Below are 14,356 nucleotides of genomic sequence, written 5' to 3'. Positions count from 1 at the left end.
GCACTTTAAAAGTATTTATTGTAATAATTCGAATTGTTTTTATAAAAAAAATGTGCACCCTAGGCTGTTTTAACTTAAAAACAGAGTGACGCTGCACCTAAAAGTCCCGCATCATTTCCTAATAATGCCTTTTTAATATTTAACTTTTCTAAGTATGCTGGTGTTAACCAGTAGTTCAATTGGCGCTCCATACTCGGTATAATGAAGTCAAATGATGCTGATAATCCACCGCCGATAAAGATGTTTTTTATATCCAAAATACGGATTAATGATACCAACATATCACCCAATAAACTTCCTACTTCATCCCATATCGCAAGGGCAAGTGCATCACCCTCTTCAGCGGCAACAACCAAGGCCGTCGTTGATATAGTGCCGTCACTGGCAAGTACCGTTTGGCCCGTATAATTTGCACGCATTTCAGTAGCGAGTTGTAATAACTCTTTCTTTCCTACGTTGCGTTCTAATACCTTTCCATTTTTTGATGGTACGTGTCCAGGCTCCATGGCATTGCCATCCCCACCTAAGAAAATTTTACGATCTATAATAGCTGCACCTCCAACTCCCGTACCTAAGGTTATGAAGACAAAATCTTCGGGCATCGATTTTTTTTCTGGTGAGAAATAAAACTCCCCTAATGCTGCAGCATTGGCATCATTTTCCATGAAAAATTCGTGTTCTGGAAATCTTTTCTCCAACATGTCTATCATGGGCGAACCATCAATTTCCGGAATTGCTGTAATTTCAATTAACGTACGGCGATTTTTGGTTAAAATACCGGGTAAACCGATGCCAATTTTTTTGACATTCTTATGTTGGTACAATTGCAAAGCAATCGCATCGGCTAAACGATCCAAAAAGTGGTGCGATTCACGCCACGTGGCTGTGTCGTAACTTTGAAAATTATTGATTTGGCCTGTATCTGCATGAACGATACCCATTTTCACACCGGTACCACCTACATCAATGCCTAAATATTCTACTGCTGACATGCTTTGCTATTAAAATGAAAGTTCAATTTCTTGATTTTTCATGTCAATTTCAAATCTGCTAGCACTCAATTGTAAATTCGCTCCAATTTTTCCATGATTTGCGTAACACCTGGGCAGATTACCGCATTTTTTTGGGTTAGATTCAGGATGCCCAACATGTTTTTCCGGTCGGTGTGAGGATATTCTCTACAGGCTTTTGGGCGGTACTCGTAGATTTGGCAGGTATTATCTTCTAAAGTCAAGAAAGGGCAGGGTGCCGCTGGATACACCCAGTCGCCGTCCGCATCTTTAATTAAATACTGATCTAGAAATTGAGATACTTTCATTTTCAGTAAATGAGCGACGCGCTGGATGTCCGTCTCATTCCACATCGGGCTGGTTGTTTTGCAACAATTCCCACAGGTCAAGCAATCTAGGTTTTCAAAAACCTGTTGATGCGCCTTTTCAAATTGAATATCCAGATCTCTCGGCTTTTTGGCCTTGATTCGTTGGAACACCTTTTTAAAACTCGGATCTTTTGGCATGTTAGATGGATGCTTGAAAACAGGCTCGGCAACGTGCTTGGTAGGACTCTGTTTCACCCAACAGTACCGTTTCTTCTTTGTCGACGATGCGATATGAGTAATGAGCAACATCACCACATTGAACACATACCGCATGAACTTTGGTGACATATTCCGCTATAGCCATTAATTTTGGCATAGGGCCAAAGGGGATTCCTTTAAAGTCCATATCTAAACCTGCGATGACAACACGCTTACCTTGATTCGCTAAGGAATCAACTACTTCAACGATGGATTCATCAAAGAACTGAACCTCATCTAAACCTACAACATCGCAATCGCCCGCTAATAATAAAATTTCACTTGCACTTAAAACGGGCGTAGACCGAATCGAATTTTGATTATGTGAAACAATATCTTCGTCGTGATAGCGCGTGTCTGAGGCAGGTTTGAAAATTTCTACGCGCAATTGAGCTATCTTCGCCCGCTTTAACCGGCGAATTAGTTCTTCTGTTTTACCAGAAAACATGGATCCACAAATCACTTCAATCCATCCTAGGGATGGATGGTTTTGGGATGAACGTGAATGAGTAGGTTCTAAAAACAAGGGCGTAAAAAGCCCCTGAAATTTCAATCAGGGGCTATAAATGAAGTGTTATTTCGAAGAAAAAGTAGCAGAGAAATATTCGCGGTTCATGCGTGCAATATTCTCTAGCGAAATACCTTTAGGACATTCCGCCTCACAAGCACCTGTGTTAGAACAAGCACCGAAACCTTCTTCATCCATTTGAGCAACCATCGCTTCTGCGCGTTTCGCAGCTTCTACTTTACCTTGAGGTAAAAGGGCTAATTGCGAAATTTTAGCTGAAGTAAATAACATCGCTGATGCATTTTTACACGCAGCCACACATGCACCACAACCGATACAAGCCGCAGCCGCAAACGCGTCATCCGCATCTTCCTTCGGAATAGGTAGGCTGTTCGCATCTTGTGCATTACCTGTATTCACCGAAACGAATCCACCTGCTGCAATGATACGGTCAAATGCCGAACGATTAACGACTAAGTCTTTGATAACCGGGAATGCACTTGCTCTCCACGGCTCTACGGTAATTGTTTCGCCATCTTGGAATGAACGCATGTGTAATTGGCAAGTCGTCACACCACGGTTAGGTCCATGCGGACGGCCATTGATGTACATCGAGCACATACCACAAATACCTTCACGGCAATCGTGGTCGAATGCTACCGGATCATCTCCTTCTTCGATCAAACGGTTGTTTAACACGTCAATCATTTCCAAAAATGACATATCTGTGGAGATGCCGCTTACCTGGTATGTTTCGAATTTACCAGCTACGCTTGCATTTTTTTGTCTCCAAATTTTGAGTGTCAGGTTTAAATGTCCTTCCATTGTATCGAATTATTTATAAGATCTTTGAGCAATTTTGATGTTTTCGTATTTCAATTCTTCTTTGTGAAGCTTGAATTTCGATTGTTTTTCGTACTCCCAAGCAGCTACATACGCGTAGTTCTCGTCATCACGAAGGGCTTCCCCGTCTTCCGTTTGGTATTCCGTACGGAAGTGACCACCACAACTTTCGTTGCGATCTAGCGCATCTATACACATTAGCTCCCCTAATTCTAAGAAATCAGCCACACGGCCAGCCTTCTCTAATTCAGGGTTCAGGTTATCGATCTCGCCAGGAATCTTCACATCTGACCAGAATTCTTTCTGTAATGCTTGAATCTCTTTGATGGAAGCTTTCAAACCTTTTTCGCTACGTGCCATACCGCACTCATCCCACATAATTTTTCCTAAACGCTTGTGGAAGTAATCAACGGGTTTCGAACCTTTGATGTTCATCAAAGTCTCTAAACGATCGCGTACTGCTTTTTCAGCTGCAACGAAATCTTCAGAATCCGTTGACATAGAAGGGGTACGAATCTCAGAGGCTAGGTAATTACCAATGGTGTAAGGAATCACGAAATAACCATCCGCTAAACCTTGCATCAAGGCTGATGCTCCTAAACGGTTCGCGCCGTGATCTGAGAAGTTAGCTTCTCCTAAGGCATATAAACCTGGAACAGTCGTCATCAAATTATAATCTACCCAAAGTCCACCCATGGTATAGTGAACCGCTGGATAAATACGCATCGGTACCTCGTATGGATCCTCACCCGTAATTTGCTTGTACATATCAAACAAATTACCATATTTCTCTTTTACGACTGCCTTACCCATCGCTTGAATCTCTTCATCGGATGGATTGTGCATGTTGTTTTTATTTGCTTCTCCTTTTCCGTAACGTACAATCGCCGCTGCATAATCTAGGTAAACTGCCATTTTGGAAGCACCTACACCATAACCTGCATCACAACGCTCTTTGGCTGCACGAGACGCAATATCACGTGGTACTAAGTTACCAAACGCTGGGTAGCGACGCTCTAAGTAGTAATCTCTTTCGTCTTCAGGAATCTCATTCGCCTTGCGGGTATCGTTTTCCTTTTTAGGAACCCAGATACGACCGTCATTACGTAATGACTCAGACATCAAGGTTAATTTCGACTGGTGATCACCAGAAACCGGGATACACGTCGGGTGAATCTGCGTGTAACAAGGATTCGCGAAGAAAGCACCTTTTTTATGTGCTTTCCAAGCGGCTGTTACGTTCGATCCCATCGCGTTTGTCGACAAGTAGAATACGTTTCCGTAACCACCTGTACAAAGCAACACTGCGTGTCCGAAGTGACGCTCTAAAGCACCCGTAACAGAATCACGCGCGATAATACCACGTGCTTTCCCGTCGATGGTAACCACATCAAGCATTTCGTGGCGTGTATACATTTTTACGTTACCCATTCCCACTTGACGTTGTAAGGAAGAATAAGCACCTAATAATAATTGTTGGCCTGTTTGTCCCGCTGCATAGAACGTACGTTGAACTTGCGTTCCACCGAATGAACGGTTAGAAAGCAATCCGCCGTATTCACGTGCGAAAGGAACACCTTGTGCCACACATTGGTCAATGATGTTTCCCGAAACCTCAGCTAAGCGGTGCACGTTTGCTTCACGAGCTCGGTAGTCACCCCCTTTGATGGTATCGTAGAATAAACGGTAAACCGAGTCACCGTCATTTTGGTAGTTCTTTGCTGCATTGATACCACCTTGTGCGGCAATGGAGTGTGCACGACGTGGCGAATCTTGGAAGCAAAATACTTTTACTTTATATCCTAACTCAGCTAATGAGGCTGCTGCAGATGCACCAGCTAAACCTGAACCCACAATCACAATTTCTAATGAACGCTTGTTGGCCGGATTAACTAAAGGCACGCTTGAGCGGTACTTGGTCCATTTTTCAGCCAGCGAACCTTCTGGAATTTTAGCGTCTAATTTTGTCATAACCGTATCTGCTGAGGAATTATTGAATCAAATTAAAATAGAAGGCAACGGGCATAGCGGCAAATAATGCGGCGATAACAATGGAATAAATTGCCCCAATGGCCTTAATCGTAGGCGTATATTTTGGGTGGTTCCAACCCAATGTTTGGAATGCACTCTGAAAACCATGTAATAAGTGATATCCTAGGGAAATACAACCAAGCACATAAACGATAACGACGATTGGGCTTTGGAAGACAACTTGCATTTCGTTGTATAAGGTATGTGACTCTGTTAAGTCGTTAGTCAAACGGGAGAAATACCAGAAATGCTTCAGGTGCATAATTAGAAATAACAACAACAAAGTTCCTAAAAGTCCCATGGAACGCGAGTACCATTTGCTGTTTGCTGCACCGTCCACAACCGCATAAGCGACTGGACGTTTTTTCTTATTGTCTAACCATAGACGAAGGCCATCAAAAACATGCAACAATAAACCTCCAAATAAAACGATTTCCATCGTTCTGATTATTGGATTATGTGCCATAAATTCAGCACCTTCATTGAATGTCGCACCTTTATCATTTAAGAAAATGGTTGCATTCAAACCGCAGTGAACAATGAGAAAGCTAATCAAAAATAGGCCTGTGATTGCCATGAGAAGCTTTTTTCCAAGGGATGAATTAAGAGATTTTGCTAGCCAAGCCATAAATAAGGTTATTAGATTAAAGTAAAAATATTTTGAGCGATTGTTGTTTTCAACTCCGCTACTGATTTTTAGCGTTCAAAACTACAATCCAATCGCTTGTCAATCAAATTAATCACGTAAAAAAATGGTTTTTTTTACGATTTTAATTTTGCATTAGTAACTTGCCAACTGACTTGAATGTTTTATGCGGAAATTTATTTTAATCATCTCTATGCTACTTTTTTCTTTAAGCGCTGTTCAGGCGACGCACTTAAAGGGAGGTGAGATAACCGTTAGACGTATATCTGATAAAACATTGACTTATGAATTCACTTTAACGACGTATACTGAGAATAATCGAGCGAATCAAGATCAGGAAGAAGTGAATTTTTGTTTTGGGGATGGGTCTACGATAATCAAGGCTAAAAGATGCTGTGGTACTCCCTTGGATATAGGCAATGGAACACTGAAAAATCTCTACAAGGTTCAGTATACTTATCCTGCCCCAGCGTTATTTTACAAGGTGTCCGTAGCAATTCCAAACCGTAATGATGGGGTAAGGAATATGACTCGTTCAGTGGAGGTTTCTTTTTATGTTGAAACCATTTTTTCCATTAATTCAGGTTTAGGCCAAAATTCAACTCCATTGTTATTGAATCCTGCAGTTGATTTAACGGCAGTTGTAGGCCAGCCTTTCATACACAACCCCAATGCGGTAGATGCGGAGGGGGATAGTTTGGCATACCGATTGTCAGTTTCTCGGACAGGTGATTCTGAAACCTGTAATCCTTCAAGTCGCGGCATTACTGCTCCTAATTTTAGACAACCTAATGAAGTTTCTGGCATTCCATCTTCTTTTACAATAAATGCAAGAAGTGGCGATTTAATTTGGGACTCACCTCAAGAATTGGGCTTATATAACTGTGCATTCATAATTGAGGAATGGCGTAATGGGGTAAAAATTTCCGAAACGGTGCGTGATATGCAAATTGAAGTAAAAGATGTGGATAATAAAGCTCCCAAAATTACCGTTCCACCCAATGTATGTATTCAAGCCGGTACATTAATCAATGAAAGTATTACTGCGATTGATGTCCCTTCTCAATCAGGAAGAGTCGACCCATTGACCTTGTTTAGTTCTGGAAATGTGTATGCAATGGATTCTGACTATGCAATTAAACAACCGTATGCGACTTTCGCTTCCATTGCTAGACAAAATTCCCCAGCAAGGGGAACATTTAGGTGGCAGACTGAATGTCAACATATTCGTAAAGAAACCTATGATGTTTTGTTTAAGGTTGAAGATAATCCTCCTGTTTCCGTTGGGAATGGGGTAAAATTAGTGGATAGCAAGCTGTGGAAGATTCAAATAATCGCTCCGGCACCTAAAGGCTTGAAGGTTGCGCTTCAGGGTACCAATGCACTTTTGACCTGGAACTCATTTAGTTGTGCTTTGACAGGAGCCAAGACTTTAATTTATCGCAGGACGGGTGCTTGTGGAGCCGTTGTTAATGCAGCTTGTTCAACGGGGATGACGGCAAATGGCTTTGTTAAAATTGGTGAAGTGGGGATTGATCAAAACTCCTTTGTCGATAGAAATGGGGGAGAGGGATTAATGAAGAATACGAATTATTCATATGTATTGGTTGTTGAGTTTCAAAATGCCAAAGGGTTTTTAAACTATAGCCCGATGTCGGAATCTGTTTGTGCATTTATTGCATCTACTGCCCCTTTAATGACTCAAGTAAGTGTTATAAAAACGGATGTGACCGCAGGTGAAATGAAGGTTCAATGGACAAAACCCCTGAAGTTGGATACGGCTATTTATAAATCGCCTTACCAATACCGATTGAAACGTGCCGAGGGGCTCACAGGAAGTCAATTTGTTGAGGTAGGGGTTACTGCTGATACGATTTTCCTAGACAAGGGCATGAATACACTCGAAAAAGGATACCGATATCAAGTTGATTTTTATTACACTGCTAATGGAGCACTAAAGCTGTTGGATAGTCCAGCACCAGCAAGTTCTGTTCGTTTGATTGCGCAAGCAGCGGTCAAATCCATCAAATTAGCTTGGACTTCAGTGGTACCGTGGTCGAATGATTTTCAGGTTCATCGGATCTATAGAGAAACGTATCCCGGTTCAAATAAATTCAATCAAATTTCGGATGTGTCTGTGGCAGGACCAAGTTCTTTCCAGTACACCGATTTGGGAACTGATTTTATTTCAACCGATGGAAAATTGGATGTAACGTTTTCTGCAGATTCCACCTATTGTTATTATGTACAGACGGTTGGTAGCTACGGTGATGTGTTACCTGCCAGAAGAATAGAGAATGCATCGCAACGAATATGCATCAAACCCTTGGTGCAGTTAGCCGCTCCTTGTCCTCCTGTTTTACAAGTTAGTTTACCAGACTGTGGTGTTCAAACGTCAAATTGTGAGTCTATTTCGGTCTCGAATCTATTGACATGGAAACCGGTTGTATCAGGGACATGCGACCCTTTCATTGAAAAATATCGAATTTATGTTGCCAAGTCATCTACTGCACCATTTACCAAAATAGCTGAAACGGAATCTTTGGAATTTTTGGATAAGAACTTAATATCACACATTGCGTGTTATTACGTTACGGCCGTTAGCCAAAATGGGCTTGAGAGTCCTAAAAGTAATGTAGTTTGTGTGGATAATTGTCCTTCATTTGATTTACCTAATTTATTTAGTCCAAATGGCGACGGGAAGAATGATGTATTTCAAGCCATGTATTGCCCTCGGTTTGTGAAGCAGGTGCGGGCTAAAATTGTGGATCGTTACGGGTCTTTGGTATATGAGTATGCGGGTGATTTACCAGGATTTGGATGGAATGGACGATCAAAAAGTGGGCAGCCAATGGCGACAGGAACGTATTTTTATACGGTAGATGTAGAATTTGATGTAACGGATGTTTCAAAGTCTAGTAAACAATTAAAAGGCTGGCTCGAGCTAGTAAGATAAAATGCTAGTAGTTATTGATGGCGATTGTTCATTCTGCTTATGGGCATCTCGTTGGTTGCGTCGGCTTTGTAAACCCGGATTAACTATAGTTCCTTTAAATAAGGTTTCTGAGGAGGTATTACTAGCGTGGTCAAACGATCCGAATTGGTCGGTTGACAGCATTAAAGTGTTAACAAATAATCAATTGTTTATTAAATCTGCGGCGATAGCTAAAATTTTACAAATAGCTCGTTGGTATGCTCAGCCCTTGCGATTGCTATTCTTTTTACCTGAACCACTGCTTGATGTTGGATATGATTGGGTAGCTCGTAATCGCAGGACTAAGGGAACAGATAAATCATGCGAATTTATTTCGATTGATACACAGGAATCGTTTGTTGGAAAAAAGTAGGTGTTAAAGCAAGGTGCCAACGTTCCGCAGCTTCTTCAAGTCCAGCAAAGTTGAAGTGAATACCATCCCAACGATATGCTCCACCTACCACGGTTTCTAAATCTGGACCCAAGAATGTAAATGGAATTTCCGTTAGCATTCTTTTTTGCGCTGATTTAACTCTTGAAACTTCAATGATATCGAGGTTGGTATTTGACTTTGCAATGACAAAGGTGAGTTTTGGCGCCGACAATAATTCTCTGGTTTTATTGATGTAGGCTCGGGTGCTTTCGATAATTTGATTTTCTGCGATTGTATAATCGTTCTCTCCATGCATTACCAAGACTGCCCTTAAGCCCGTTTTAGGAATATCATTAATGAGTCTTTCTTCAAAAAAGAAAAATGGGTGCCTGTTTTTCCAATTAAATATTGGGCTTTCAAATTCTAGTCCATAGGCGGATTGCCCCCATTGATACGAATTGCTACCGCCTATGCCCGTATTGTAAACCATGATAGGTACTTGTAATTTTACCCGAAGTTTGTCAGCGAATCGCCCCCAAAAACCATCAATTCCATTCTGGGTGGGCCATTTGATAATTTCACACCATTGTTGGTCATAGGCAGTTATGGTGTAGGGCATTTGTCCTTCAGCTAACGAATGGCCAACTATTGCGAAAATCTCGCCAACTTTAAAGTTCCAGGGCAGCAAAGTATCTTTTAAAACAACGTTATCTTTTTGTAGGATGATTTGTGGATAATAGCCTCCACCTTTTAAGGTAAATCTGCCACTGAAGGTGTTTGATGAACCTGGTGTTAAGGTTAGCCAATCGGTTTCTTGTCCCCCAAAGTAGTTTTTGAATTTGACTTTTGCGGATGTAAATGGGGTAGTGGAATTTCCTACGATTAAAATTTCACCTTCATTTTTATCATTCCTTTGAACAAACTTGCGTGTTGATTTTAAGTCCAAATCTACAATCGTAGGAGGCTCTTTGACAGGCGTAATTATTTCCTCAGGTTTGCAAGCGTAAAGTGTCAATATCAGCAAAGAAAAAATAACGTTAAGTGGTAATTTGTTCTTCATGTGTTTTATTTCAAACCGTAACAATGAAATTTAACAATTGTTTATCTTTGTAGAATAGTGAATTAGCGACGTCAAATTTATAAAAAAATATACAAATGAAAGCATATGTTTTCCCGGGTCAAGGGTCTCAATTTCCAGGAATGGCGAAAGATCTTTATGAAAATTATTCCACTGCAAAGTCAATCGTAGAAGAAGCAGATGCCGTATTAGGTTTTTCGCTTTCTAAAGTGATGTTTGAAGGAACTGAGGAGGAGTTGAAACAAACCCGTGTTACTCAACCCGCTATTTATTTGCATTCGGTACTGGTAGCGAAATTAGGAAAAGATTTTGCGCCTGCATTGGTTGCAGGACACTCATTAGGTGAGTTTTCGGCTTTGGTAGCTGCAGGAGGATTAGCTTGGCAAGACGGATTACAGTTGGTATACAAGCGCGCCTTAGCCATGCAAAAGGCATGTGAAATTCAACCCAGTACGATGGCGGCTGTTTTGGGTTTACCTGATGCGACGATTGAAGCAATTTGTAGCGCTTATGGACCTTCTGTTGTGGCAGCAAATTACAATTGCCCGGGTCAAGTAGTAATTTCAGGTTCAGTGGAAGGCATCGAGGCGGTGGGTATTCAATTGAAGGAAGCAGGCGCTAAGCGTGTATTAACTTTACCGGTAGGTGGGGCATTTCACTCGCCATTTATGGAGCCGGCTCGTGTGGAATTGGCAGCAGCGATTGAAGCGACTGAAGTATTAAAACCGATCTGTCCGATTGTTCAAAACGTAAATGCACAGGCATCACAAGATCCCGCGATCATCAAAGCGAATTTAATTGCTCAATTAACAGGAGCAGTTCGGTGGACCCAGTCGGTCGAAACCATGGTATCAATGGGAGCATCTGAATTCATCGAATGTGGACCAGGAAAGGTATTACAAGGCTTAGTGAAAAAGATTCATATAGATGCACTTGTGTCATCGATGGAATTGGCCTAATTAAATCCTTGCTAATGAGGTGTTAGGTACTCGCTTGAAGAAATAATTCGTTTTTTTTAGAACGATGTTTGATTTTTTGGGAGCAAGACCTTACTTTTGCATCACTATTTGGTATTGACCTATGGTGTAATGGTAACACACCAGTTTTTGGTTCTGGTTTTCTAGGTTCGAGTCCTGGTAGGTCAACAGATTAATAAATCAAAGCCTTCTACATTTTTGTAGAAGGCTTTTTTTATAGCATCAGTAGCATTTGCTTCAGATTTTTATCACTCCCAGTTTTCCTAAAATCATTACTTTGCTTTCCCCAGGTCCAAATTGTCATCGGAAGGGTAAAGCCCTGTTGAAATTCTTCTGGGATTCCTGTATTCGTTGTCCCTCCTTTAATCGTACTGATCACAATAACGCCATTGGCACCGCGCACGCCATACATGGCGGTTTGAGAAGGATCCTTTAACACCGTAACTGAGGCAATGTCACCCGGATTAATGGAGTTGATATTCCCACTAATAGGTACACCATCGACTACATACAGGGGACTGTTCGCGTTTATTGAACCAATTCCCCGAATTCGGACCATGGCCCCGCCGCCAGGTGAATTGTCATTTCCAATCGTCACGCCCGATACTTGACCTTGTAGTTTTTGATTGACAGTGGCAACATTTACTTGGTTTAAGGTTTTATTGTCAACTTCATTAAGCGATTTTATTGAGGTTACCTTGTCATAAACTACAGGTATTAATTGCATACCAATCCCCGCTTCACCTTGTGTGTTTCGGCCTTTGATAAATTTAATCTCTTGAATTTGTTTCAAAGGAATAGCTGACGTATCCCTAAATTCTAGCGGATTTACCTTGTCGGCTGGTTCATGCCATATCACCCAAAGGGTATCTTGTCGAATGGATATTTGTTGACGATCCCCATGAAAATACTTTTTTAAAATACTTTCCGCAGTTTCAGATTGTCCGAATAGTTGGAAGCCCAAGAGCATCAAGAAGCATAATTTAGTTTTCATAAATTTAATTCGCCTAGCTTCTCATACGAGAGAATCATCGAACGAACGTTATGGTAGTTTATTTTCCAATTAGTTGCCATATGACGCCAAATAGGTTCTCCTTCCCGGGTCATCAAAGGCCACCATTCACCGGTGTTTCGGTTAATCATTTTATCGAATACAAATCGATGCACTTGCAGGTATGCCTGTAGAAATTGCCCATCCTTTGTAATAAGGTAGGCATCCAACATCCCAATCAGCATTTCTGCCTGTTGCCAAAATTCCTTTTCTAAATCCGTAGGCCCTCCACTATGTGAGCCTTCAACATACACACCTCCGTTAATCCAGTCAATTCCATTTTCCATCGAATGGTAAAATGCCTTTTTGATGTTGGCCAAATAAGGTGTCGAATCAATTTTTCCCACCTTCAGCGCATGCATTAAAAGCCAAGCAAATTCTGAGTTGTGACCATAAGATGTATTGTCCACTGCTGATGCTTTTTGGCCCCCATCCTGAAAACGATCCCAACCCCATACAATATCAAATTTAATCTGTGGTGCTACGCTCCAGTCTGCCCAAAACTGTGGAATACCGGTTCCCGTTGCGGGGTCCATGATTTTGTATATCAAAATATCAATCGATTCCTTCAATTTTCTTCGATGAATATCCTTGCCACTCGCTTCATACAAGGTGGTGAAAGCTTCCATCAAATGCATGTGTACATCTAAAGTTTTGCGGTCCCCTCCGGGAGCCCCCGGCCCCATCATCGACCAATCCTCCGCAAAAAATTCCCAATACCCCCCGTAATGGGTGTCCACCGCATATTTTTGGAGTAAATCAAAGACCTGCTCCGCATATTCCAATCCCACGGGATCTCCAGTGGCTAAGGTATATTCGCTAAGCGAATAGATGGCAAAACTATGGCCATATCCGATTTTCTGCTTGTTTGTGGCCTGACCAGCACGGTTCACCATCCAATAGAATCCGCCATGTTCGCTATCCCACATCTTTTCCAACAGAAACCTTACCCCGTGCTCAGCCATTTCCTTCATCACTTCCCCACCAAATCCATGTCGGTAGGCCTGAGAATACGTAAAGACTGATCGCGTCATCGCAATCAACGATTTTTCATCTTCCCCCGAATCCTCCCCAAATTCATTGAAATGCGTAATAAATCCACCTTGCGATTTATCCACCGTTCGTTGAATCCAAAAGGGCAACAAAGCTCCTTCAGTGTATTCCTTTATTTCAGTTCTAAGCGATTGAATGTCCATGATGTAATTGTCTGATTGCGTCCGGACTCGCGGAGCCGGTTTCGCCTATATGATGAATACTTATATGTACGGCCAAGCTGGCAAATTCACAAGCTTCCTGAATGGAAGCCCCTGTCGCTCTAGCTGCTGAAAAACCAGCTACCACCATGTCACCTGCACCAACGGTGTCGATGGGCCCTTGTATGGGTATTGCTCTTTCCCAATGAAATTCGGTGGGTGATGCATAAACCATCCCTTGATCCCCGAGCGTAACGAGTACCGGTTTTTGCCTTTTGGCTGCCCAGGTCTTAATGCTCTCTTCCACCTCGCTACTTGTCCCTATGATGTTTTGTAATTCAGCTTCATTAACCTTTAGTAACGTTTCTGTCGCAAAAGCTCCTAAGCTTCGTAAGTCGGCAATGGCATTTGAACCAATAATTTTTTGCAAGTTTCTTAAATTTGCTTCATCAAGTAAGGGAATTTGGAATTGTTCATTGATGATAATCCAATCATATTCCTTTACATGCTCTGAGAGTGCATCAATAACCTCCGGTGTGAATTGTTGGAATCGATGATTCCTCGTTCCAAAATCCAATCGTCTATCTTCCACTTCCTGGCGCATCGGTTTGCCGTAGGTAGGTGTATCGATTTCGTTTTTGACCTTCAGTTGATGGGTGTTTATTTGTAGCGATTGGGCAATGTATTCCATTTCTCTACCAAAAACATCGTTTCCGCGCAGTCCATATGCATCAACTTGGGCACCGAGTTGGGCTAGGTTTTTTGCAACATTGCCCGCACCACCTAAATAGGTTTTGGCTTTGGAGGCATGCTGAACCTCTTTTCCTGTTTCTACAGAAATTTCTGCCGTTTCAGGATTGAAGACATAATAAAAATCCAACGCAAAGTCACCGATAACTGCGATGCGTAATTGGCTGATTTGGGACAAAATGGTCTCTAATCGTTGGAAATTCATGCTGTCAGGTTTGATTGTGGAAATGTACAAAAAAAATGCTTTGAGGCAAATAGTTGCACACGTTCCTTTCGTAGCTTTGGCAATCCTATGAGGTTTGCCAAAGCTAAGGTTTTGGAATGAAAAATTGGGATGTAAAACTGATAATTTCTCC

At 41.7% G+C, this 14,356-nt stretch carries 13 protein-coding genes and 1 tRNA gene; 4 read left to right on the top strand and 10 right to left on the bottom strand.

Features of this window, described 5'->3' with window-relative positions:
* Positions 1-74: 74 nt before the first annotated feature.
* The 6 genes from ACIQZ2_RS02070 to ACIQZ2_RS02045 all read right to left on the bottom strand — a co-directional run bounded on the left by ACIQZ2_RS02070 (position 75) and on the right by ACIQZ2_RS02045 (position 5,586).
* Entirely contained in the window at positions 75-992 is a 918-nt protein-coding gene (locus tag ACIQZ2_RS02070; protein WP_395767175.1) for an ROK family protein, read from the bottom strand.
* 65 nt (positions 993-1,057) lie between these two features.
* Positions 1,058-1,516, bottom strand: coding sequence for a YkgJ family cysteine cluster protein (locus ACIQZ2_RS02065; protein WP_395767174.1), 459 nt, complete (start codon positions 1,514-1,516; stop codon positions 1,058-1,060).
* A gap of 1 nt (position 1,517) precedes the next feature.
* A complete protein-coding gene (locus tag ACIQZ2_RS02060) occupies positions 1,518-2,102 on the bottom strand; it encodes a thymidine kinase (RefSeq protein ID WP_395767269.1) in 585 nt (194 codons plus the stop codon).
* Between the two features lie 48 nt (positions 2,103-2,150).
* A complete protein-coding gene (locus ACIQZ2_RS02055; protein ID WP_395617969.1) occupies positions 2,151-2,909 on the bottom strand; it encodes a succinate dehydrogenase/fumarate reductase iron-sulfur subunit in 759 nt (252 codons plus the stop codon).
* Positions 2,910-2,918: 9 nt separating this feature from the next.
* Positions 2,919-4,898 (bottom strand): fumarate reductase/succinate dehydrogenase flavoprotein subunit, encoded by a 1,980-nt coding sequence (locus ACIQZ2_RS02050; RefSeq protein ID WP_395767173.1) that lies wholly within the window; start codon positions 4,896-4,898, stop codon positions 2,919-2,921.
* 19 nt (positions 4,899-4,917) lie between these two features.
* Positions 4,918-5,586, bottom strand: coding sequence for a succinate dehydrogenase cytochrome b subunit (locus ACIQZ2_RS02045; RefSeq protein WP_395767172.1), 669 nt, complete (start codon positions 5,584-5,586; stop codon positions 4,918-4,920).
* A 184-nt stretch (positions 5,587-5,770) separates the two neighbouring features.
* Between ACIQZ2_RS02045 and ACIQZ2_RS02040 the strand changes: the two genes are divergently transcribed.
* Both ACIQZ2_RS02040 and ACIQZ2_RS02035 read left to right on the top strand, forming a co-directional pair.
* Entirely contained in the window at positions 5,771-8,560 is a 2,790-nt protein-coding gene (locus ACIQZ2_RS02040) for a gliding motility-associated C-terminal domain-containing protein (protein ID WP_395767171.1), read from the top strand.
* 1 nt (position 8,561) lies between these two features.
* Positions 8,562-8,951 carry a DCC1-like thiol-disulfide oxidoreductase family protein gene (locus ACIQZ2_RS02035; protein WP_395767170.1) on the top strand — a complete coding sequence of 130 codons (390 nt, stop codon included), beginning with the start codon at positions 8,562-8,564 and terminating at the stop codon, positions 8,949-8,951.
* Here ACIQZ2_RS02035 and ACIQZ2_RS02030 read toward each other — a convergent pair.
* Positions 8,908-10,011, bottom strand: a complete 1,104-nt coding sequence (locus ACIQZ2_RS02030) for a hypothetical protein (RefSeq protein ID WP_395767169.1) — start codon at positions 10,009-10,011, stop codon at positions 8,908-8,910. The two genes, ACIQZ2_RS02035 and ACIQZ2_RS02030, sit on opposite strands and share 44 nt — an antisense overlap.
* A 95-nt stretch (positions 10,012-10,106) precedes the next feature.
* On the opposite strand from ACIQZ2_RS02030, the gene fabD reads away from it, so the two are divergent.
* Together fabD and ACIQZ2_RS02020 are read left to right on the top strand one after the other, a co-directional pair.
* Positions 10,107-10,988, top strand: coding sequence for an ACP S-malonyltransferase (gene fabD / locus ACIQZ2_RS02025; protein WP_395767168.1), 882 nt, complete (start codon positions 10,107-10,109; stop codon positions 10,986-10,988).
* Between the two features lie 115 nt (positions 10,989-11,103).
* Positions 11,104-11,174 (top strand) — tRNA-Gln (locus ACIQZ2_RS02020).
* A 46-nt stretch (positions 11,175-11,220) separates the two neighbouring features.
* Here ACIQZ2_RS02020 and ACIQZ2_RS02015 read toward each other — a convergent pair.
* The 3 genes from ACIQZ2_RS02015 to ACIQZ2_RS02005 are packed head-to-tail and all read right to left on the bottom strand — an operon-like array spanning position 11,221 to position 14,205.
* Positions 11,221-12,000, bottom strand: coding sequence for a TonB-dependent receptor plug domain-containing protein (locus ACIQZ2_RS02015; protein WP_395767167.1), 780 nt, complete (start codon positions 11,998-12,000; stop codon positions 11,221-11,223).
* Entirely contained in the window at positions 11,997-13,253 is a 1,257-nt protein-coding gene (locus ACIQZ2_RS02010) for an AGE family epimerase/isomerase (protein WP_395767166.1), read from the bottom strand. Before ACIQZ2_RS02010 ends, ACIQZ2_RS02015 begins: the two co-directional genes overlap by 4 nt.
* Positions 13,234-14,205, bottom strand: a complete 972-nt coding sequence (locus ACIQZ2_RS02005; protein ID WP_395767165.1) for a bifunctional heptose 7-phosphate kinase/heptose 1-phosphate adenyltransferase — start codon at positions 14,203-14,205, stop codon at positions 13,234-13,236. The genes ACIQZ2_RS02010 and ACIQZ2_RS02005 overlap by 20 nt, the downstream gene beginning before the upstream one ends.
* Positions 14,206-14,356 lie beyond the last annotated feature (151 nt).

Origin of the sequence: Aquirufa sp. (assembly GCF_044342065.1) — a bacterium.
Lineage (GTDB): Bacteria > Bacteroidota > Bacteroidia > Cytophagales > Spirosomataceae > Aquirufa.
The sequence above is the reverse complement of the archived record's forward strand: the minus strand, read 5'-3'. Positions and strand labels throughout refer to the sequence as shown.